Genomic DNA, 21,535 nt, shown 5'->3' on the forward strand with positions numbered 1-21,535 from the left:
AAATATTTTCTTCATTCGATAGAAAAAACAAAAAATCTACCTATTTTCCAAGGCGATTCCTTGCTGCTCAAGACTCTGCTTTTTCTTATCTTTTGCTCTTTGTTGTTTTTTCCATTGCGAGTTGTACTGATATAATAATCCATAATCTTTAACAGTCGCGGTAATATCCTTACAATCTTCCATCAATTCATCGATCCGTCCAATACGTGTGCTATCTAAACAATCCGCCAACCTATTAGCACTTTTACATATGGATTCTGTTGCTAAGCGCGCCTGTTTCACTAATGAAGAATCTTTTTCTTCATCAAGTAGAGCTGATATTTTAGAATAGAGATTTACAGTTTCAGCCTCTAATTTGCCTAAAGCTTTATCGGCCTTATCAACAAACTGTATCAATTTTTCAATAGGATCAATATTATGTCCGCAAACTAAATCCTGAGCATAAAGACGGTTAGATTCTCCCCTGATCTTCCCTGGAATAATATTTATAATAGATTCTCCTATGATTTTGGGAGAATACATAGCAAAGGTATCGTCTTTATATAGAGAAACTCCTGAATCGATTTTTAATACCAATTCATAACAATAAAGCTCTCCAGACTTTCCGGAGATCCCTCTATCCATAATGTTTTGTACAAAAGCTACGGAACCAATTATCTTTCCCGCAAGACAAACATTCATTCCCTTGCTTACACCACTAAGATGAGTAAAAGCCACATGGATTTCTTGCTTGCCATCTCCGCGACTTTTAGGGGTGAATAGCATTACAGAAAATAAACCTAAAATCCCCACACAAAGAAATAATCCAAAAAATATTGATTTACGATCTTCTTTAGACACTAGCCCTCCTTAATCGGCATTTTACAATGTTATTGACTAGCAAGAAATTGCTTTGCCAACACATCGTTCGTCTTTATAAACTCTTCCTTTGTATAGACATGGGGAATTGTTCCCTCGTGATGAATAGCGATACGATCTGCAAGAGTTAAAGCTAATGTAAGATCATGGGTAATCACAATGCCTCCGATTCCCTGTTCCTTGCGCAAACGGAAAATAAGATGAGTCATTTCCCGACTCGTCATGGGATCTAATCCCGCTGTAGGCTCGTCATAAAGAACAAGTTTAGGAGAATAAATCAAAGAACGTGCCAAAGCGACGCGCTTGACCATGCCACCTGACAACTTGTTTGGCATAAACTCTGCAGCATAACTTAATCCTACGTTCGCTAAAGCTTGATCTACTTTAGCATTTATCTCACCTCTAGAAAATACCTTATAGCGTTCATTATACGCATGAAGACCGAAGGCAACATTTTCTCTAACAGAAAGAAAATCAAAAAGGGCGCCACCTTGAAACACCATACCAATGGTGAGATCTTTTAAACGTCCTTTATGGGTAAGTTCCTTAGAATAACGCACTTCCCCAGAATCAGGAATCTCCAATCCCATGATATGACGGAGAAGGACACTTTTCCCGGTCCCAGATTTACCTAAAATTACTAGAAGTTCGTCTGGAAAAACCTGCAAAGAAATTCCATGTAATACCGTATGACCTTGACCTTCGGTGTTGCAATAACTCTTATAAATACGATCTACAGAGATCCAAGGCTCTACCATACCTCTCCCTAGTAACCTAGAACGTGAAAGAATGATGTAATTACACAGTTAGCAAATAAGATGGAAATATATGAAGTAACAACTCCTGCTGTGGTCACTTTTGCTACATTTGTAATGCGGCAATGCTTCCCCAATCCTTGATAACATGCTAAAGACGTAATAATAAATCCGAATATTAAAGATTTAACAATCACCATTACAATATCGGATACAAATACATTTCCTGATACCATATGTAAATAGACCTGAGCAGGAAGTTGGAAAGCATAACGACATAGCAAATATCCACAAAAAATTCCTGACCATACTGCAGCAATTACCAAAGCAGGCATAGCAATAATCCCTGCAATGATTCTCGGCAATGCAAAATAGGCTAGAGGATTTACCCCTAAAGTTTCCATAGCACTAACTTGTTCAGTCATGCGCATAGTTCCTAAAAATGCAGAAATTGCTCCTCCCACTCTTCCAGAAAGAGCAAGAGCAGTAAGAACAGGGCCTATTTCTACTAGAATACTTTTTACAACGAAAAATCCTATAGCGCAGGATAAGCCATGAATGCCTAATTGATAATAGGATTGTAGAGCTAAAACCACTCCTGTAACAGCTCCTGTAAGCATAACCACAGGCAAAGAGGCAACACCGATATCATATCCCTGTATACTTGCAGAACGAAATAAGCTTTTCTTCCAAGAGAAACTTTTTATTACCGCACAGATAAAACCCATCCATCTGCCTAATTCCAAAGGAAATAAACATAGTATACGGAAAACACGAGAACGTTTTTTTACCTCCATGCTCATATCCTCAAAACCTTGAGAAAACCCTTTATCTTAAATACTTTCGAATGTTTTTATTAAACTATCAATAAGCACATTTTGCGTATAGGCTAGATTTTCTTTACTGTGTACAGCAGAAATGAAACTCGCTTCCATAGAAGCAGGAGACAAATACACTCCTCGAGAAAAGGCATGCCGATAGAATACACCGAATGTTTTTTGATCACATTGCTGCACATCATAGAGATTCTTCGGGGGCACTTCTCTAAAGAATAATGAAAACATAGAACCCGCTTTTACCAATACCACAGGGAATCCTTTAGAACGAATTGTATCTTCTATAGGAGACAAGAACTCTTCTGTAAGATTTTCTAACTTAGGATAAAAATCTATCTCTTGACAAAGCTCTATAGAAGCTTTTCCTGCGGCCATAGCAATAGGATTTCCTGAAAGAGTTCCTGCCTGAAACACAGTCCCCAAAGGCATGAGATGATCCATAATATTTTGATGAGCTAGGAGTGCAGCAACAGGCATACCTCCACCTAAAATCTTACCATACACAGTAATATCAGGAATGGCATCAATAATAGAACGCATACCCCGAATGCCCATACGAAATCCTGTAACAACCTCATCCATGATCGATAAAGCTGAATAGCGTCGGCTTGTATTTATAATATTCTCAACCCATCCAGATTCCGGAAGAATAACCCCCATATTGATGGCTATAGGTTCGAAGATTACACAAGCAACACGTTCCCCTATCTGCTGCATTACTTCTTCAAAAACCTTAACATCATTGTAAGGTAAGATTAATGTAAGAGGTAGACAAGGATTCGAAGAAAAGTATCTATCTACGATAAGAGAGACTTCCATAAGGTTACTCTCATCTATAGAAATTCCTTTTAACAAAATATCAGCATGCCCGTGGTAACACCCTAAGAATTTAATAATAACTGAGCGTTTAGTTGCTCCACAAGCGAGACGTACAGAGGTCATTGTAGCTTCCGTCCCTGAAGAAACAAAACGTAGTTTGTGATCTTGTAACTTCAAACAAGAAAATAGAGTGGATGCTAGAGAAATTTCATTTTCTGAAGTGAGGCCATAGGAGGTACCTTGAGATGCTACAGTACAAATCGCATCTAAAATTTTTGGATGGCTATGACCGTGGATTAATGATCCCCAAGATCCACAAAAATCAATAAAATTTTTTCCAAAGCTATCTATAAAAACATCTCCAGAAGCACTAGAGACAATGGGAGGAACAATTCCTACAGGAATACATGCGCGTATTGGAGAATTTACTCCTCCAGGAAAATAACGACAAGCGTCAGCGTATGTCATTGTTGTTTCATCAATAACCGGCATATAACCCCCTAAAAAATCAGGGGTTATTCTGAGCCATAGCCACTTTAAAACCTAGAAAAAGACTTGCTAAAGATTAAATTAAGACTAAGGTCTAATTCAGAAGAAGATTCTCAGGAACTGTGGATAGCGATGCATATTTCCCTCCCAAATCTTTAAGAATCATAGACCAGAGATTTTCAGGATTATCAGCAAATACATAGTTATAACTTGCAGGAGCCAAAAACCAATTCCCATCTAAAAATTCCCTTTCTAATTGCCCTGCCTGCCAACCACTATAACCAAAACATAAATTTATCGTAGGCCCCGTCTCACTAGCAGCGATCTCTTGTAAAAAAGATAGATCTCCCCCTAGATATACAGAAGGACAGATTTCTAATGTTTGATCAGGAATTTCAGAACAGGAATGCAAAAGCATCATTTGATTGGCCTGTAGGGGACCTCCCATACAAAAACGGATATTATCATTAGACACTTTATCAAAAGTAAAAATATCATCTGATATCTCTAAGCCTAATGTCTTATTTAAAATTAGTCCGAACGAACCATTAAGACTATGCTCACATAATAAAATTACACTACGAGCAAAGACCCCCTGATCTGTATCAGGAGAAGCCAATAACAATGAGCCTTTCTCTAAAATAGCATAGGGAATTTTTGCCATAAGATACCGTGATATTTTATTCTTCGTAAGCTACGGCAGCATCAAATACAGATTTCACACAAAGAATAGGAACTTTGTGTGTAAGCGCTAAGGGAATACTGTCGCTAGGGCGAGCATCAACATCTGTGATATAGAGGAAATCTTCTTGTTTTTGCTCTAAAAACATGCGTGTGTAAAATACATTATCTTTGTAATCACTTATGACAACACGCATTACATGAACATCAAAACCTGAGAAAACAAAATTTAGAAGATCATGAGTTAATGGTCGTGATAAAGAAAAGTGTGAGGGATCAGAATTCTGAAATGCTTGTCCCATTGATACATGTCCGTATATCGCAAATTTCTTCTCATCAGTACCCAAGATAATTCCTGCGTAATGACAAAAGCTAACTAACTTGTAAAAGTTAAGCAAAACCAAAGGGGTATCTTGGAGCAATTCTTTCTCTATACTCATACTTTACCAGTATTCTTCTTACCAATCTGACCGTTGGTATAACCAAACCATACCTCTACATTTGCTATAACAAACCCCACTTCAATAATACCATGAATTTGTAATAGCTTCAGAAGATCTTCCTCGGGATGAGGATATACATTCGGAGTATGAATATCGTAAATATAATTCCCGTTATTAGTGATAAAAAGTCCCCCACGAGGATTCTTTCTTAGATTCCCCTGATACCCAAGATTTTCCAAGACAGCAAGAATAGAAGATTTCCCGAAAGGACTAATCTCCACGGGCACACCAAATTTTCCTAAGACCTCAACACTTTTACTCTCATCAGCAAGTATTAAACATCGCTGACTCGATTGTAACAGGATCTTTTCTCGAAATATAGCTCCACCTCCACCTTTGATCATACGCAGTTGGGGATCTATCTCATCAGCACCATCAACAGCAAGATCAGTTTCAGTGAACTCTTCATCATCAATCAAAGGAATACCTAAACTACTTGCTAAAGAATAGGATTCTTTGGAAGACGCTATAGCACGAATATCTAGGTTCTCCTGTTTTTGCTTTGCAGAAACAGCCTTAATGAACTCTCTAGAGGTTGAACCACTCCCCAATCCTAAAAGCATTCCGGAGGTTACTAAATCAGCAGCTTCACGAGCTAAATGTCTTTTTATTTCTAAATAGGGATCTTCTTTCACAATACCTCTATTTGTTTCATTCTCTATGGCTTTTATATTGAGAGGTCTCTATGTCAGATAAAAACTAAAAGCGGAAGTCATACTAATATAATCACCTTTGCAAGGTCAAATGAGGATGTTAGCAAACAGCATATAGGTTAAAAAATAGCTTTGATTATCTTGAATATTATATCAAAAATATAGCTACTTTATTCCCACTCTTCCCAGGTTTTATAAGCAAGGCTAGGTTGAAATTCAACATCATTAGGATCCGTGGATATCTCTAAAATACGATTCCAAATTTGTTTTTGTGAAAATTTATTTAAATACTGACCTTGATAATCGCTAAGATCCTTTAGTAAAGCTTTTGCTTCTGTATTTAATGTGCAAATCCCCAATCCTGAATATAGCCAAATCAGAAACTCTTCTCTATCTGCTTTGGATAAAGACGGTTGTGCAGTCAAGGCGGCATCTACTATGGCTTTTACATTAGCATCTTCTTTCCAAATGGTATACGTTGATCGCTCTGTGGCTGCAGATAACGTTCGGTAATCTCGCATACTTATTGAAGAAAAAACTGGCAAATATTTAGGATGAAAAATTCCTGAAAATGCCATTTGTCCTGTAATTAAACTATTTAAAATATCACTGCTATAGTCTTGAAGCACTTTAGAAGAAAAAATCTCTAGCCAACAGCACGGGCAATTCTCTTCAATAATAGAATCTAAATCCAATTGACCCTTACGCATTAGATTTTTTAAATTTTCCCGAGATTCTTGAGATAAACTATTAAAAGCTGCTAGCAGCTCCTGAGAATCTGTAGAGGGATCTATATCTGCTCCCGAAGCTAAAACCCCTAATCTATAAAGCTGATCAAATGATAAATTGTATTTATCTAACATACAAACTGTAGCTGTAGAACCGTCTTTCTTATATATATGAGATAGGAAAGCCCGGGGATATTTAGCAAAAATTCGCTCACGTAATTTATCAGGGATTTTCTTATTTTCGATAATACGGTTTCTTCTATGTACATAAATGCGCTGTAGCCCAATTAATGCGGTAATACAGCCAAAAGCAGCTGCAGCAATTAAAGGCAGCCCCACGCTGATTGTTAAGCCTAATACAGGAATAGCAACAGAAAGAGCTATTATCCCGATGGCAAATAGTGTCACTAATGTTATTAAAGCATAGGAAATTTTAGATTTAGCAAATATATCAGAAACAGAAGGTGTGGCAGCTCTATTTCCTGCCTGAGTATCCATAGGTTTTTGATTATCTATTCTCATTTTCAATGCCAACACAATATCTTTAAGTATAAATTATGTATTAACCACTTAGGAGATAAAATAGTAATTGATAATAGAATAATTTTTTTGCGTCTAGGTGTAAAAATTGATTCTTAAACACTTAAGAAAATCAAGTCAGAGTCACTATTCCCTAATAAGATTGCTGATCAGCGATATCTTTCTCCCGTATTCGGATCTATGAGATAGTAGTGAAGATGAGACGAGGAAAGTTTTGGTTTCTGTAAGTTATGTTTGCTGTGTTTATTAAAAAACTCTAAGGCTCCGTTATGAAAACCGTAAACACGATGGGAGTCGTGATGATAGAAATGCATCCATTCTTTCAATGTAAGTAAAGTAATATGAGGGTCAAAATCTTCTGTGTTCTCCTCATTGAGGTATCGAGAAACAACGAGTAATAATTCCATAAGAGTACCTCCAATACGAGATGTATCGAATGCGTGAAGGAAACTCAATTGACAACATTCTACGTCTTTAAACAACTGTAATTGATCCCAAGTAATCCCATGCTTACATAATCCCAATAACCAAGAAGCTCGCGACCTATTGAGATCTTCTAATAACCATGATCCCCTCCTTTCAAATCCTTTTACAGTTTCATTTTCTAAATACATTCTAAATCGTGTATATAACGATTCAACAAGACTTTGTACATCTCTCCAAGTATTATTTCGTGCATGTTGGGATAATATGTTATATTCTTCTTCAGAAATAAGACGCGCTAATAACCAAACAAAAGGATGAAATGCTGTTTGATTTATTTCGGATAAACCTGCTCGATTCACCCAATATACAGCAGGTTCCATACCCTCAGCATCAGGAAATTCCCTTTGACCAAGGTGTATAAACTTATTTATCAAGTATAAAGGACAATTCTTTAAGAGGATCTTCTCTAAATCGGGAAGTTGAATACCCTCACAGGCCTTCTGCAAACGCTCAAGACCAAATGATTCTACTCTATTCTTACAATCTTCAGATGGAAAATGAAAATTGCCTGAGGATAATCCCAATAAAACAGCACGAAGTTCTTGAAGATTAAGAGACTTAGCAAACACAAGATCATGAATAATTTTGGGATAAGTTTCTTTTATCAAAGAACGAAATCCGGAGGGAAGAGGATGTTTTAACTCACACATTGCTCGGCGCAATGCCAAAGCACCCATCACCCCCACAATAATTAAAGATAGAGTTAAACCTATTACAAGTAGAGGATGAGAAAATCCACAGATAACTACTGATAGCAAACTAACAGAGCAGATAAAGTAAAATATACCAGTTATAGCTATAGCATGCTTACGCAATGTATCCATTACGTAGCGTGTTTTCCTTCCTAGATTTATTAAGGATAAAAAATGAGATGGATGTGTATCAGGGAATAGGTTTTTTAAAGTCATAACCCACCTAGTTATTTCTAAATTTTGGAAACAAAAAAAATCCGAGATTTTTTAATCCCATCTAAAATTAAAAACAACAGGCAAGATGAATCCATCTCAGGATCTTTTATTTCTTAGAAAAATCAGACATAAAAATTCTGAGTTGCAACCAGAGAATGAAGAGCAAATCAGTCGGGAGATCTATACAAATCTCTACTTGAGTATTCTCATTCCTGTTGTTCTATTTATTGAATAAATCGGAATATGCGGAAGTTCTTTTCTTATTAAAGATTCTCCTCTACGTTCATTCAAGAAGCTAATCGTCCTATCATAGAAACGCCAGTCGGAATCTTCTTTGTGTTTCTCATAATGATCAATCCATTCCTCCCAGGTCAGTAGTGCAATGGAAGCGTCAAATTCATTGTGATCTTCCTGAATATGTGGATATATAGAAAGGATCAGCTCTATTAAATTCGCACCTCCGTTGGCACCATTGAATATGGAAAGCAAGATCACATCTCTACATTCCAACTGTTCAATCAATTGTAATTGATCCCAAGAAACGCCGTGCTTACAGAAGTACAACAACCATTCTAGAGAAAAGTGACTAAAACAACTAAATAGCCAAACTCTATCAATATGAAAATGTTCCACATTCTCATTTTGTGTACGATCTATAAGTCGGGTTCGCACTTCCTCAAGCATAGCAGATGCTTCATCCCAAGTATTATTTCGAGCATGACTTAATAGAGTTTCATATTCAAATTTAGAAACTACTTTGGAAAACATCCAGATATAGTGATGAAAAGCCGTATCTAAACAGTGTGTTAATCCTGTACGAGATAACCAATAGACTTCAGGATCCATATTTTCCGCTTCAGGAAATTCTCTAGGACCGATCTGAATAAATGTTTTTATGAAATAAAAAGGACAGCGTTTTAAAAGTAGGTTTTCTAAATAGGGTAATTGAATACCCTCACAAGCCTTCTGCAAACGCTCAACACCAAACCTCTCTAGCTTCTTCTGAGATTCTGGTGAAGGAAAAGTAAATGTTCCGGAAGATAATCCTGTGAGAACAATACGGAGTTCTTGAAGCGTAAGTCTCTCCTGAATAGTTAAATCATAAATTTCTTGAGGGAATTCTTGCTTAATTACCGAAAGGAATCCAGGGGGAATGGGCAGTTTTTCTCGACATGGACGGTACAAACGATATAATGATGCAAGCATCACTCCTGAAAGAGCTAGAGAAATTATTAAACCCAAGACAATGGAAAAATGGGTCAATCCTAAGATAATAAAGGCTGTAAATGTCGCAACAAGAGTAAGAAAAACAAGGCTCCCTATAGCTAGAGCACATTTACGCAACTTGTCGGTTATACAAGGCTTTGTTTCCTCGTCTTTTCTCATCAATATCAAGGAAGCATTAGATCCCGAGGGATGAGAAGTCTGTATAGGATTCATAATCCACACCCCACTTAATCCAATAAATTCGAAAAATTATACCAATTTACACGATTAAAAACAATTAATAAATCCAACTATTCCTAATCTGTGAATCGAGATAACAGAACAACATTAAAAAAAATTTAATTTGTAATTTTTAGCCATCTCCTAGATTCACGATCTCCGGTAATGCGATCACAAGAATAGCAGGGAATTTTAAAGATAGTCTGTTTCATTAAACGATTTTTACTATGGCTATTTAGAAAGTCTGTTATTCCGTCATAGCTAATATAATTTTTATTCTCTCTAAACCATTCCTCCCAGGTAATGAGAGCAGAGGACGAGTCAAACTCTTCATTATCTTCGATAAGAGTTGATCATTCGTGCAAGATCCCTACCTTCATCTGATCTTTCTGAATCATAAAGAAATCTAACCGACTTCATATAGATTTTCTTAAAGAGTTTCGGTTGCCCCTAACAAACTCCATGCTTACATAAATATAGCAACCATATGAAACCTAAACCCCCATCATAACTTCAGGGATTCTCTTTGCGTATCGAAGTATTCTACTCGATTGCGGCTGTATCTTTATTTATCTTAATTAAAGGCAACTCAGGCAACTCATCACCAGCTATTTTTCGCAAAGTATTCTGACTACGTTTGTTTAAGTATTTGATGGTCGCGCTATAGAAATCTAGCCCTCCACGCTCCCTATAAACCTCCATCAATTCTTCAAAAGTAAATAAGGTGAGGTGTGGGTCAAAAGCCTTGGAATTACTTTCATCAATATAACGTGAAGTAGACATATACAACCTCGCCAAACCACTTCCTCTACCAGACCTTTCACAGTCCTCCAATAGGCAAACACTTGCACAGTCTAAGTCTTTAATTAATTGTAGTTGCTTCCAAGTAACACCATGTTTGCATAGAAACAGTAGCCAGTCACCACCAAGTAAACCTATCATCAAGTCTTTAGTCAGACCCATCCCATCGATGACATGCTCGATTATTCCCTCTTCTAAACGAGGTAGTAAATCTTCAAGTAAATCTTGAGCATGATCCCAAGTAGAGTATTTGGCATGCTTCAAAAGCATTTCATATTCTTCCTGAGTCGCCACTTTAGACAAAATCCAAACATTAGTCGTAAAATATATAAGACGATCATGATCTGACAAGGCTAAACGATTTAACCAATACATCCAGGGAGCGACATTGACAGATTGCGGCAATTCTTTAGGACCTAATTGGATTAATTTATTTATAAGATACAGGGGGCAGTTTTTCAGAAGGATCTTCTCTAAATCCGGCAATTCAATTCCCTTGCAAGACTTTTGCAAACGCTCAAGACCAAATCTCTCTAGCTTCTTCTGAGATTCTGGTGAAGGAAAAGTAAATGTTCCCGAAGATAAACCTGAAAGAACAGCGCGCAATTCTTGAAGCGTTAATCTCTCTTGAATAATTAACTGATAAATTACCTCGGGGAACTCTTTCTTGATTATTGAAAGAAAACCTTCAGGAAGGGAGGTTGGGAATTCACGTCGTACACGACGCATAGATAGTGCCAAGAGAACCACGGCAAGAACCAAAGATATGACTAAACCTATGATTAAAGCAGGTTGAATCATTCCACAAATTAAAGTCACAGCAAATACACAGGCAAGAGCTAAACAAAAAACACCACTAATTCTTAAGGCGTTTTCACATAACTTGTTTGTAAGACAAGGAGAAGAAGTTCTTTCTGGGATTAATTTAGACTCTACATGGGGGGGGGGGGGGTTCGCTTGCATAAATTCCTCATAAAAAAATCCTCTAAAAAGGAACTCTCATTTTAACACATTAACACAAAATTTGAAAACATGGTAATCATTTAAAATATTAAAGTTCAATAGATTAAAAACAGTAAAGATTTAATCAATTCTCCTCCCCTGCACTCTCGATTTTATTCAAAATATTTTTACTGCGTTTATTCAAAACATCTCTAGCACCATCATAAAAGCACCTGTTAGGAGTCCCTCTACTTCACTGACAATCTCGTATCCATTCATCCCAAGTAATGAGAGCAGAGGACGAGTCAAACTCTTCATTATCTTCGATAAGAGTTGATCATTCGTGCAAGATCCCTACCTTCATCTGATCTTTCTGAATCATAAAGAAATCTAACCGACTTCATATAGATTTTCTTAAAGAGTTTCGGTTGCTCCCAACAAACTCCATGCTTACATAAATATAGTAGCCAGGGTGTAGCTATTTTTCCCCGTAAGGGATCTTCTGGTATACGTTCAACCAATCCCAGGTAGCGTTTTGAGCATGTAGTAACAATTGTTCGTATTCATTTTGAGAAGTAGATTGCGCAAACATCCATACGTAGGAATGGAATACCGTATCCAAACTATCTGACAAACCTAAACGGCTTAGCCAATAAATTGAAGGATCTAAATCTTCTAATTCAAGAAATTCTCTAGGACCTAATTGGATGAACTCATTGATTAAATAAAAAGGACAATGTGTAAGTAAAAGATCTTCTAAATCTAGCAGCTCAATTCCCCTACAAGCTATTTGTAAACGCTCAAGGCCAAACTTCTCTGCTTTTTCCTGGACGTGTCGAAAATAAAAACCATGACAAAACATCCCGCAATTCATGTAGCTCTAATCTTTATTGAAGAACCAACTCATAAATCACGCTAATGAAAAGCTTGATGAATCAAAGAAAAGAAACCTTGAGGAATAAAAGGTTTCCTTCTCAAATATGATGCTATCCCATAGAAACTAAAAAAATACCAAAGCATAAACTAAAAAGTAGACAAGGAAGTAACGCTGGATGAACCTATCCCATAAATAATAGGAACAACAAGTGTAAATAAACAAATCCCGCTGACTAATAGGGCAGTCTTATTCAACTTATCTATCAGGTAAATGCGGATGTTTTCTCCAACTCAGAAGACAACATGAGCAATGGAGCCGGTCCCACTGTACTCCAATCACACATAGAATCGTATTCTCAGCAACTCATAGCAGCTAAAAATCAAAGTCAAAAGACCATAATATGCGAGCAACTAAACTTGCAAATTGTTTCCAACTAAAAATTAAATTAGGTCTTTTCTCTATTAAGACCTATTCAATTCATTTTGAAAATTATGTGATAAGTCTGAAAAGCTGATTTCTCAGCCAACTCAAAAACAACATTAAGAAATTCTCCCCTTATTACAAAAATAAAATTCACTAGGGGATCTTGATACAATTCTCTATCGTTGACAATACAAAAACAGCTAAAGCAATTAAAGAAAGTACTGTAAGTGGAATGGAAATAATCATAAATAATGGGTGTATCAAACGATAGATAACTAAAGAGGTCAGTATTTTAGAGATAACCAAGGAAATGATCCCTACAATCGCTATGGGAGAAGTATATAATGCGTGTATCATACGATACCCACTATTAGAAATAGGGCTATTTGAGCTCTTAAATGAAAAAGTATGATTGAATATCTTCATGCTATTCTCTCCATTGATACAAGAAAATGAATCTAAATATTTGCAATTCAACAACACAAAATTATCTACTTGTCATTTAATCATTCATAGGTTCTTTACAAATTGACAATTATAACAATCAAGAACTGACACTAAATTAATGTAAAATTAGTTATTCTAAGGCCCCTCTTTCTCCTGTAGAGAAATCATAAGTATAGTATGGCAAGCCACTTAACTCTTCGCAATCAAATGAAATCTCCTTAAGAGAATCTAATTCATTTCGTTTAGTATTTAATAACCTTATGGTTGATTCATGTGCTCTCCATCTTTCGCCTCTTCTAGAGCTCTCAGAGTAATCTTCGATCCATTCTTCCCATGTAAATAATGCAATATTTGAATCGAAATTTTCATTATTCTCATTGATATACGCAAAAACGGAGACTATGTTTCTTGCTAAATGCCCTCCTCGACTTTGTTGTTCAATTTCACAGAGGAAATTCAGAGAATGGCTATCTATTTTTCTAAATAACTGCAACTGTTCCCAACTCAATCCGTGTTTACATAGATAGAGGAGCCAAGAACAGCGTCGTAAATCCCAACCCACATTACCTTTTGTGCGAGAAAAACTTGGTTGATATTCGTTATTTAAATAGATCATTAGACGGTTTTGCAAATCAGAAACTAAATCTTCAGTTTGCTTCCATGTGTTATTCTTAGAATGACTGAGCATCGTCTCATATTCTTCTCTGGTTACCACTCGAGATAAAATCCAAACAGATGGAATGAAAATTGTATCCATTGTATCCACAAATCCTAAACGACTTGTCCAGTAAATAGCAGGAGATATTCTCTCTGCCGTAGGCAATTCCCTATCTCCTAATGCAATCAACTTATTCAGAAAATAAAAAGGACATTCTTTTAGTAAAATTTCATCCAGAGACTGTAGCTCAATACCACCACAATCAAGTTCTGTAATAGATAAATGGAAACTGTGTAATTTTATCCTGAGACTTTCAGGATAATTTTCAAGCCTTCTACCTTCAATCAAACCTTCTATAAGAATACGCAGCTCTTGAACTGTTAAGTACTGATCAATACATATCTGATAGATCATTCCAGGATAATTTTTTCTATTATTTCAAGAAATCCTCGTGGAAGAGGCTTTCTTTCATGTACACCACTTGTAACATCAACTGTAACCTCCCCATCGATTACTAATTGACTATCGCATAACGAACTTAAGTCAATATCTATTTCTAAACTATCTTCCTCTCTAATATAGAAATCACTAGCAGTTGGGGAAGATAAATTAAATGCCGTATTTAAAATAGAAATCGATTCTTCATCGGAAAATTCTTCACGAGCAATACTGGAATCTAACATAGATGCGGAAACGCTCTCAGAATATAATTCTGGAGTTTCAACTAAAACAAAATCATTAGAAGATTCCCCATCATCAATTGTAGAATCTACTATAGGTATAGGACTAACCTCTATAGAATCCTCCAAAGAAGAACTCTCTTCTTCAAAAGATGCCTCATGAACAACATCAGCATCTGATACAACAATAGAAACAACTTCGGAAAGTAATTCTGAAACATCATCTAAAACGGGGTCTGTTTCTTCCTGGAAAGATGCCGCATCAACAACTTGAGAATCTACTATAGGTGTAGGACTAACCTCCATAGAATCCTCCAAAGAAGAACTCTCTTTAATGGAAGAAGAGATAGATTCATTCATCCCAGAATCAACAATAGGCGTTATAATAACATGAGGACGTCTAGAGTAGTATAAAGTAGCAATTAATAAAGCTCCACAAAGCACTAAAGAAATTACCAAACCTAATATCATTATCGGTTCTGAAATTCCGCTGAAAACAACAAAAGCAAAGACAACAGATAAGATTGCGAAAAAAACACTAGATATAACCACAGCATACTTATACAAACGCTGTGAAATGCAGGCATGCGAACACTCATCAATTAAAGATGATTTAGCACAACAAAAACATGCATTAAGACAACTCATTGATCCACAACTATTAGGAATAATTTCTTATCCAATGACTTGGGCACAACACGTTAAATTAGAAAGCCCTGATGTATTAGTGGGAACATTCTATTTATAATTAACTAATTAGTGAATCTATATTTTTAGTTGCGAAATTATTTTTCTAAAACAAAAACAAACTAAAATATTAACAAACAATACATTAGAGAATTACTTATGAGAGATGTCCTGGTAGAAAAAAAATAAGTTTATCTAAGAAAGTTTAAAGACTCTGATCCATCGCATAAGAAAAAATAACTAAAGAATCTCTATATCTTGGTAAAGATTGTCAGGAATGTGCGTTTATGAATTAATAATGACTTCTTATAACTATTATCTTCCTATGCACGTTACTGATCTCCTTATCTACTTAAACGATCTATTATCTTCGGAATCATTTCCTGATTACGGACCTAATGGTTTACAAATAGGAAATCTCAACACAAATGTTGAGAAGATAGCTGTTGGGGTAACTGCAGACCTATCAACAATACAAGCAGCTATCAAATTAGGTGCTAATATATTGATTGTTCATCACGGACTGTTTTGGAAAGGAATGCCCTATCCTATTACAGGAATGCTTTATAAGCGTATACAACTTCTGATCAAGCATGACATACAGTTACTAGCTTATCATCTACCTCTAGATGCACATCCAATCATTGGAAATAATTGGAAAGTAGCTCGCGATTTACAATGGACAAACTTAGAGCCATTTGGCAGCTCTCTTCCCTATCTAGGAGTCCAAGGATCCTTCCCTCCAATATCTATAGAAAATTTTGTAGAAAATCTATCTAATTACTACCAGTCTCCGATAAAAGCTCAAGCACTTGGTGGTCCGCAAACCATTTCTTCAGCAGCATTAATTTCTGGTGGAGCTTACAAAGAGCTGTCTCAAGCTATTCTTTGTAAAATTGATTGTTTCATCACGGGAAATTTTGATGAACCTGCGTGGTCCATGGCCCTAGAAAATCATGTGCATTTTTTAGCCTTTGGTCATACGGCAACAGAAAAAGCAGGACCAAAAGCTCTCGCACATTATCTTCAAACAAACCTACAAGTTTCCTCAACATTTATTGATACTGACAATCCGTTTTAACATACAAAAAAATGTACGTGATCGTTCTTGGCTTTTTCTTAGAACTTACCTTATAGTAAGTTCTTTTTTACTATTTCAAAAATCCATAGATCATCATGACCGTAGATACAGAAAAACAACAAGTAGTTCGCCCGAGAAATGAAATCCCTACCGAAGACTGCTGGAATGTAAGTCCTCTATACCCAAATAGAGCGGACTGGAAAGGAGATTTGGATTCTTTTGGGCTAAAAACGGACGGTTCACTTACCTGGCCAGAGCTACAAGCAACGCAATACCAACTTGAGAATTCAGAATCTCTCCTTTCTCTATTAACTAAACTTTTCTCAGTTGAAAGAAAGCTTGACAAACTCTACGTTTATGCTCATCTAGTTCATGACCAAGACATAACAAACCAAGAGGGAATCGCAGATCTAAAATCAATCACACATCTATACACTCTCTTTTCTGAAGAAATCTCTTGGATACAACCTGATTTAATTAGTTTATCAGAGACTATAATAGCTCAACATTTATCGGTTCCCTGCTTAGCGCCTTATAGATTCTATTTAGAGAAAATCTTTAGACTGTCTATGCATACAGGCACTCCTGGAGAAGAAAAAATCTTAGCTTCAGCATTTGCTCCTTTTGAAGTGGCTAGCAAGGCATTTTCCTCTTTAAGTGATTCAGAAATTCCTTTTGGTCAAGCTACCGATTCCGAAGGTAATTCTCATCCCCTTTCCCATGCATTAGCATCATTATACATGCAGTCTACGGATAGAGAATTAAGGAAAACAGCTTACCTAGCACAATGCGAAAGATATTATAATTATCGACATACCTTTGCTAATCTCCTTAATGGAAAAGTTCAAGCACACCTATTCTATGCAAAAAACAAAAAATACAGTTCCTGTCTAGAATCAGCATTATATCATAATAATATTCCGACAACGGTTTATACTAATCTCATCGAAATCGTGAAGAAAAATTCTTCACTGATTACAAAATACTACCGTCTAAAACAAAAAACTCTAAATCTAAAAGATTTCCATTTTTATGATGTATACGCTCCTCTAAGTCAATCCGAAGAAAAAAAATATTCTTATGAAGATGCTGTCAATCTTATCTATAGCAGCCTCTCACCACTTGGAACTGAATACGTTGATATTTTAAAACAGGGACTAACCACAGAAGGTTGGGTAGACAAATACGAGAACCTTAACAAACGCTCTGGAGCTTATTCTTCGGGATGTTATGATAGCTATCCCTATATTCTATTAAACTACACGGGAACATTATATGATGTATCTGTAATTGCTCATGAAGGCGGTCACAGCATGCATTCCTATTTCAGCAGAAAGAATCAATCTTTCCATGAGGCACAATACCCTATTTTTCTTGCGGAGATTGCCTCCACCCTCAATGAAATGCTTCTTATGGACTCAATGCTTAAAAAGAGCGATTCTAAAGAAGAAAAAATCACAATTCTCACAAGATGCCTGGATACAATCTTTTCCACACTATTTCGTCAGGTCTTATTTGCATCTTTTGAATACGAAGTGCATTCTGCTGCAGAACAAGGTTTTCCTTTAACCGAAGAGTATCTATCCTCAACTTATAAGAATTTACAAAATGATTTTTATGGAAAAATCATAACATTCGATACTCTTTCTAACATAGAATGGGCAAGAATTCCTCATTTCTATTACAATTTCTACGTGTACCAATATGCAACAGGTATCATTGCTTCTCTATGCTTTGCAGAAAAAATTCTTAACAAAGAAGACAACGCCCTCAACTCGTATCTGAACTTCTTAAAAAGTGGAGGCTCTGACTTCCCATTAGAAATCTTGAAAAAGTCTGGATTAGATATGACAACAAGTGAGCCAATACACAAGGCCTTTTCCTTTGTAGAGAGAAAAATCCAAGAGTTATCATCTTTAATTTGAAATAACTAAAAAAAGTAGCACTTGATATTATTAAGTGCTAAAATCATTGCCAAAAACGAGAGACTCTGATATCGTTTTCAAGAAACAGCAAAGTCTCTTAGAACATAAAACACAAGGAGCTTATAACATGTCAGATCAAGCAACGACCCTTAGGATTAAGCCCCTGGGCGATAGAATTTTAGTGAAAAGAGAGGAAGAAGATTCTACAGCGCGCGGCGGCATCATTTTACCTGATACGGCAAAGAAAAAACAAGATCGAGCAGAAGTACTCGCCCTAGGCACAGGAAAACGAGATAAAGACGGTAACACCCTACCTTTCGAGGTTGCAGTAGGTGATACTGTTTTAATGGATAAATACGCGGGACAAGAACTTACCATCGATGGTGAGGAGTACGTCATTGTTCAGGAAAGCGAAGTTATGGCAGTTCTGAAGTAAGATAAATCATTATTTATAGATTGCAAAAAGTTAAGGAGCACAAAAACAATGGCAGCAAAAAATATTAAATATAACGAAGACGCCAGAAAGAAAATCCATAAAGGGGTTAAAACTCTTGCAGAAGCTGTAAAGGTAACCTTGGGTCCTAAAGGACGTCATGTGGTTATCGATAAAAGCTTCGGTTCTCCTCAAGTCACAAAAGACGGTGTAACTGTCGCCAAAGAAATCGAGCTCGAAGATAAACATGAGAATATGGGAGCTCAAATGGTTAAAGAAGTTGCCAGCAAAACTGCAGATAAGGCTGGTGACGGAACTACAACAGCCACTGTTCTTGCTGAAGCTATCTACAGCGAAGGATTGAGAAACGTAACTGCGGGCGCCAATCCTATGGATCTCAAGAGAGGAATCGATAAGGCAGTGAAAGTCGTTGTCGATGAAATCAAAAAAATTAGTAAACCTGTACAGCACCACAAAGAAATAGCTCAAGTAGCGACTATTTCTGCAAATAATGATTCTGAAATCGGTAATCTTATCGCTGAAGCCATGGAAAAAGTTGGCAAAAACGGCTCTATTACTGTTGAAGAAGCTAAAGGTTTCGAAACTGTTCTCGACGTTGTTGAAGGTATGAATTTCAACCGTGGATATTTATCTAGCTACTTCTCTACAAATCCCGAAACACAAGAATGTGTTTTAGAAGAAGCTCTTGTGCTTATTTATGACAAAAAAATTTCCGGAATTAAGGATTTCCTACCAGTTTTACAACAAGTAGCAGAATCTGGACGTCCCCTACTGATCATCGCTGAAGATATCGAAGGCGAAGCGTTAGCTACTTTAGTAGTGAATAGGCTACGTGCTGGATTCAGAGTTTGCGCAGTAAAAGCTCCTGGATTCGGTGATAGAAGAAAAGCGATGTTAGAGGATATTGCAATCTTAACCGGCGGTCAACTTATCAGCGAAGAACTGGGCATGAAGCTAGAGAACACCACTTTAGCTATGCTAGGGAAAGCTAAAAAAGTGATAGTTTCTAAAGAAGATACAACAATTGTTGAAGGTCTTGGAAGTAAAGAAGATATTGAATCTCGATGCGAAAGCATTAAAAAACAAATCGAAGACAGTACTTCTGATTACGATAAAGAAAAGCTCCAAGAACGGTTAGCTAAACTTTCCGGAGGCGTAGCTGTAATCCGTGTAGGTGCTGCTACAGAAATCGAAATGAAAGAGAAAAAAGACAGAGTAGATGATGCTCAACACGCAACTCTTGCTGCAGTTGAAGAAGGTATTCTACCTGGCGGTGGTACAGCTTTAGTTCGCTGTATCCCTACTTTAGAAGCTTTCATTCCTATTCTTACAAACGAAGATGAGCAAATCGGAGCACGTATTGTTCTTAAAGCGCTATCAGCTCCTTTGAAGCAAATTGCAGCAAACGCTGGTAAAGAAGGTGCTATCATCTGTCAACAAGTGCTTTCTCGTTCTTCTAGCGAAGGCTATGATGCTTTACGTGATGCTTATACAGATATGATCGAAGCAGGAATTCTAGATCCAACCAAAGTTACGCGTTGTGCGTTAGAAAGCGCGGCTTCTGTAGCTGGACTTCTATTAACAACAGAAGCTTTAATTGCAGATATTCCTGAAGATAAATCTTCTTCTGCTCCCGCAATGCCAGGCGCAGGAATGGATTATTAATTCTTAATTTAGAGAACGTTTTCTCTATCATTATAAGGTCTCCATTCATCTATCTTGAGAAGAAGGGAGGCCTTTTTTATTTTCTAATATTTCTTTATTCATCTATGTTAGAAACTACGATAAGTAATATTCTCATCATGCATGTTTAAACTTTTAAAAAATTTATTTTTATTAGCATTTTGCATTATCGCTTACTTTTGGGTTCGTAAAGAAAGCATTGTTGAGCATTGGTTATCTGCGAAATTACATACTCAAGTAACTGTCGGAAGAGTATCTCCTAGAACCTCGGGAATGAAAATCCGTTATCTATGTATTCATAATCCTATGCCTTCGGAGCGTTTTCCCTATGCCATGGAAATTGAATATATAAACTTGCGTTTTTCGCTCATTTCTATGTTTTTATCTAAGAAAATAGAGATTTCTGATTTTCTTGTTCACGGAGCAAATTTCACTATACTCCCTTACGACAATCAATCATCGAAAACGAATTGGTCGTTGTTATGGAAAAATTTCACTCCACAAAATCAAGAAACTCTCGGACTTTCTTCATTTCAATCTTCTTCATCAAGATTGGACGACGTCCCTGTATTAATTAAACGTTGTCTATTTGTGAACACTCGTATTCACGGAATAAAATCGAATAATAAAGAAATCCCTTATCTTGCTGTGCCATCTTTGGAATATCATAGCAATATAAGCAAACAAAATTCCTTACCCAATCTTGCTACAGCACTTACATCTATTCTCTACTTAGCGGTAGAGGAAAGTTTGTATCACGTAAATATCCCTGGTGATATTGTTAAGGCCCTATCTAAGCAATCCCATACCTATTTCAGTTCTGCATACCCTATTTTGATAGAAAATGAAGAGCCCGAAACCACAATCACGCCAAAAAAATCCAGAGATGAAATCGTAGGATTTGTTAGAGAGCTCTTTTTTCATTAAAAAGAGCAAAGGATAAAATTCTTAGCCTTTTCCTATTATGCCTTTTCAACTCACGTTAACGACAACTTCGAATCAAGAACATATTTATACAGAAAACCTATTGACTTTTTTGCTATTTCACTTAGAATTGTCTTCTTTGGATATTCCGGAGTAGCTCAGCGGTAGAGCAGTGGACTGTTAATCCATTGGTCGTTGGTTCGAACCCATCCTCCGGAGTTCTCTTTATTAGGTTTGTATGGCATAGAAGG

At 36.5% G+C, this 21,535-nt stretch carries 22 protein-coding genes and 1 tRNA gene; 7 read left to right on the forward strand and 16 right to left on the reverse strand.

Translation table 11 applies throughout. From position 1 onward, the window contains the following. Positions 1-36 precede the first annotated feature (36 nt). The 16 genes from C10C_RS03140 to C10C_RS03215 form a co-directional block, all read right to left on the reverse strand. Positions 37-840 carry an MlaD family protein gene (locus C10C_RS03140; protein ID WP_117274393.1) on the reverse strand — a complete coding sequence of 268 codons (804 nt, stop codon included), beginning with the start codon at positions 838-840 and terminating at the stop codon, positions 37-39. A 29-nt stretch (positions 841-869) separates the two neighbouring features. Beyond that, complete coding sequence (locus C10C_RS03145; protein WP_117274394.1) at positions 870-1,616, reverse strand: ABC transporter ATP-binding protein; 747 nt, start codon at positions 1,614-1,616, stop codon at positions 870-872. A gap of 8 nt (positions 1,617-1,624) precedes the next feature. After that, positions 1,625-2,410: an MlaE family ABC transporter permease gene (locus tag C10C_RS03150; RefSeq protein WP_117274395.1), complete on the reverse strand. Its 786-nt coding sequence runs from the start codon at positions 2,408-2,410 to the stop codon at positions 1,625-1,627. Between the two features lie 36 nt (positions 2,411-2,446). Continuing rightward, positions 2,447-3,760, reverse strand: coding sequence for an aspartate aminotransferase family protein (locus C10C_RS03155; protein WP_117274396.1), 1,314 nt, complete (start codon positions 3,758-3,760; stop codon positions 2,447-2,449). Between the two features lie 91 nt (positions 3,761-3,851). After that, positions 3,852-4,421: a YqgE/AlgH family protein gene (locus tag C10C_RS03160; protein WP_117274397.1), complete on the reverse strand. Its 570-nt coding sequence runs from the start codon at positions 4,419-4,421 to the stop codon at positions 3,852-3,854. 16 nt (positions 4,422-4,437) lie between these two features. Continuing rightward, positions 4,438-4,878 carry a bifunctional nuclease family protein gene (locus C10C_RS03165; protein ID WP_117274398.1) on the reverse strand — a complete coding sequence of 147 codons (441 nt, stop codon included), beginning with the start codon at positions 4,876-4,878 and terminating at the stop codon, positions 4,438-4,440. Beyond that, positions 4,875-5,576 (reverse strand): ribose 5-phosphate isomerase A, encoded by a 702-nt coding sequence (gene rpiA, locus C10C_RS03170; protein ID WP_117274399.1) that lies wholly within the window; start codon positions 5,574-5,576, stop codon positions 4,875-4,877. The genes C10C_RS03165 and rpiA overlap by 4 nt, the downstream gene beginning before the upstream one ends. 188 nt (positions 5,577-5,764) lie before the next feature. Continuing rightward, a complete protein-coding gene (locus tag C10C_RS03175) occupies positions 5,765-6,844 on the reverse strand; it encodes a DUF1389 domain-containing protein (RefSeq protein WP_117274400.1) in 1,080 nt (359 codons plus the stop codon). 167 nt (positions 6,845-7,011) lie between these two features. Further along, complete coding sequence (locus C10C_RS03180) at positions 7,012-8,256, reverse strand: DUF1389 domain-containing protein (RefSeq protein ID WP_117274401.1); 1,245 nt, start codon at positions 8,254-8,256, stop codon at positions 7,012-7,014. 192 nt (positions 8,257-8,448) lie between these two features. After that, positions 8,449-9,696, reverse strand: coding sequence for a DUF1389 domain-containing protein (locus C10C_RS03185; RefSeq protein ID WP_117274402.1), 1,248 nt, complete (start codon positions 9,694-9,696; stop codon positions 8,449-8,451). Between the two features lie 549 nt (positions 9,697-10,245). Further along, positions 10,246-11,466, reverse strand: coding sequence for a DUF1389 domain-containing protein (locus C10C_RS03190; RefSeq protein WP_117274403.1), 1,221 nt, complete (start codon positions 11,464-11,466; stop codon positions 10,246-10,248). Between the two features lie 296 nt (positions 11,467-11,762). After that, complete coding sequence (locus C10C_RS05295; protein WP_158543020.1) at positions 11,763-11,966, reverse strand: DUF1389 domain-containing protein; 204 nt, start codon at positions 11,964-11,966, stop codon at positions 11,763-11,765. Further along, on the reverse strand, positions 11,924-12,319 hold the full coding sequence (locus C10C_RS03200) for a DUF1389 domain-containing protein (protein ID WP_117274405.1): 396 nt from the start codon (positions 12,317-12,319) through the stop codon (positions 11,924-11,926). Before C10C_RS03200 ends, C10C_RS05295 begins: the two co-directional genes overlap by 43 nt. 579 nt (positions 12,320-12,898) lie before the next feature. Then, positions 12,899-13,102, reverse strand: coding sequence for a hypothetical protein (locus tag C10C_RS03205; protein WP_145980454.1), 204 nt, complete (start codon positions 13,100-13,102; stop codon positions 12,899-12,901). A gap of 220 nt (positions 13,103-13,322) precedes the next feature. After that, on the reverse strand, positions 13,323-14,264 hold the full coding sequence (locus C10C_RS03210; protein ID WP_117274407.1) for a DUF1389 domain-containing protein: 942 nt from the start codon (positions 14,262-14,264) through the stop codon (positions 13,323-13,325). Next, complete coding sequence (locus C10C_RS03215) at positions 14,261-15,082, reverse strand: hypothetical protein (RefSeq protein WP_158543021.1); 822 nt, start codon at positions 15,080-15,082, stop codon at positions 14,261-14,263. The genes C10C_RS03210 and C10C_RS03215 overlap by 4 nt, the downstream gene beginning before the upstream one ends. Positions 15,083-15,107: 25 nt before the next feature. Between C10C_RS03215 and C10C_RS03220 the strand changes: the two genes are divergently transcribed. From C10C_RS03220 to C10C_RS03250, 7 genes are all read left to right on the forward strand, one after another. Continuing rightward, positions 15,108-15,278 carry a hypothetical protein gene (locus C10C_RS03220; protein WP_158543022.1) on the forward strand — a complete coding sequence of 57 codons (171 nt, stop codon included), beginning with the start codon at positions 15,108-15,110 and terminating at the stop codon, positions 15,276-15,278. Positions 15,279-15,542: 264 nt separating this feature from the next. Then, positions 15,543-16,298: a Nif3-like dinuclear metal center hexameric protein gene (locus C10C_RS03225; RefSeq protein ID WP_117274771.1), complete on the forward strand. Its 756-nt coding sequence runs from the start codon at positions 15,543-15,545 to the stop codon at positions 16,296-16,298. Between the two features lie 95 nt (positions 16,299-16,393). Beyond that, the gene (pepF, locus tag C10C_RS03230; protein ID WP_117274409.1) at positions 16,394-18,223 is read left to right on the forward strand and encodes an oligoendopeptidase F; all 1,830 of its coding nucleotides are present in this window, start codon (positions 16,394-16,396) and stop codon (positions 18,221-18,223) included. A 127-nt stretch (positions 18,224-18,350) separates the two neighbouring features. Beyond that, a complete protein-coding gene (locus tag C10C_RS03235) occupies positions 18,351-18,659 on the forward strand; it encodes a co-chaperone GroES (RefSeq protein WP_117274772.1) in 309 nt (102 codons plus the stop codon). Positions 18,660-18,707: 48 nt separating this feature from the next. After that, a complete protein-coding gene (groL, locus tag C10C_RS03240; RefSeq protein ID WP_117274410.1) occupies positions 18,708-20,342 on the forward strand; it encodes a chaperonin GroEL in 1,635 nt (544 codons plus the stop codon). A gap of 141 nt (positions 20,343-20,483) precedes the next feature. Then, positions 20,484-21,287: an AsmA family protein gene (locus tag C10C_RS03245; RefSeq protein ID WP_117274411.1), complete on the forward strand. Its 804-nt coding sequence runs from the start codon at positions 20,484-20,486 to the stop codon at positions 21,285-21,287. A 144-nt stretch (positions 21,288-21,431) separates the two neighbouring features. Further along, positions 21,432-21,503: transfer RNA gene (locus tag C10C_RS03250), tRNA-Asn, on the forward strand. Positions 21,504-21,535: the final 32 nt, after the last annotated feature.

The sequence above is a fragment of the Chlamydia poikilotherma genome (genome assembly GCF_900239975.1).
Classification (GTDB): Bacteria; Chlamydiota; Chlamydiia; order Chlamydiales; family Chlamydiaceae; genus Chlamydia; species Chlamydia poikilotherma.

Bases quoted from the DNA above. Each gene is read 5' to 3' on its own strand.
- C10C_RS03145 (WP_117274394.1), bottom strand. From the start codon at position 1,616: ATGGTAGAGCCTTGGATCTCTGTAGATCGTATTTATAAGAGTTATTGC.
- C10C_RS03150 (WP_117274395.1), bottom strand. From the start codon at position 2,410: ATGGAGGTAAAAAAACGTTCTCGTGTTTTCCGTATACTATGTTTATTT.
- C10C_RS03155 (WP_117274396.1), bottom strand. From the start codon at position 3,760: ATGCCGGTTATTGATGAAACAACAATGACATACGCTGACGCTTGTCGT.
- C10C_RS03160 (WP_117274397.1), bottom strand. From the start codon at position 4,421: ATGGCAAAAATTCCCTATGCTATTTTAGAGAAAGGCTCATTGTTATTG.
- C10C_RS03165 (WP_117274398.1), bottom strand. From the start codon at position 4,878: ATGAGTATAGAGAAAGAATTGCTCCAAGATACCCCTTTGGTTTTGCTT.
- C10C_RS03175 (WP_117274400.1), bottom strand. From the start codon at position 6,844: ATGAGAATAGATAATCAAAAACCTATGGATACTCAGGCAGGAAATAGA.
- C10C_RS03180 (WP_117274401.1), bottom strand. From the start codon at position 8,256: ATGACTTTAAAAAACCTATTCCCTGATACACATCCATCTCATTTTTTA.
- C10C_RS03185 (WP_117274402.1), bottom strand. From the start codon at position 9,696: ATGAATCCTATACAGACTTCTCATCCCTCGGGATCTAATGCTTCCTTG.
- C10C_RS03190 (WP_117274403.1), bottom strand. From the start codon at position 11,466: ATGCAAGCGAACCCCCCCCCCCCCCATGTAGAGTCTAAATTAATCCCA.
- C10C_RS03200 (WP_117274405.1), bottom strand. From the start codon at position 12,319: ATGAATTGCGGGATGTTTTGTCATGGTTTTTATTTTCGACACGTCCAG.
- C10C_RS03205 (WP_145980454.1), bottom strand. From the start codon at position 13,102: ATGATACACGCATTATATACTTCTCCCATAGCGATTGTAGGGATCATT.
- C10C_RS03210 (WP_117274407.1), bottom strand. From the start codon at position 14,264: ATGATCTATCAGATATGTATTGATCAGTACTTAACAGTTCAAGAGCTG.
- C10C_RS03220 (WP_158543022.1), top strand. From the start codon at position 15,108: ATGCAGGCATGCGAACACTCATCAATTAAAGATGATTTAGCACAACAA.
- C10C_RS03225 (WP_117274771.1), top strand. From the start codon at position 15,543: ATGCACGTTACTGATCTCCTTATCTACTTAAACGATCTATTATCTTCG.
- pepF (WP_117274409.1), top strand. From the start codon at position 16,394: ATGACCGTAGATACAGAAAAACAACAAGTAGTTCGCCCGAGAAATGAA.
- C10C_RS03235 (WP_117274772.1), top strand. From the start codon at position 18,351: ATGTCAGATCAAGCAACGACCCTTAGGATTAAGCCCCTGGGCGATAGA.
- groL (WP_117274410.1), top strand. From the start codon at position 18,708: ATGGCAGCAAAAAATATTAAATATAACGAAGACGCCAGAAAGAAAATC.
- C10C_RS03245 (WP_117274411.1), top strand. From the start codon at position 20,484: ATGTTTAAACTTTTAAAAAATTTATTTTTATTAGCATTTTGCATTATC.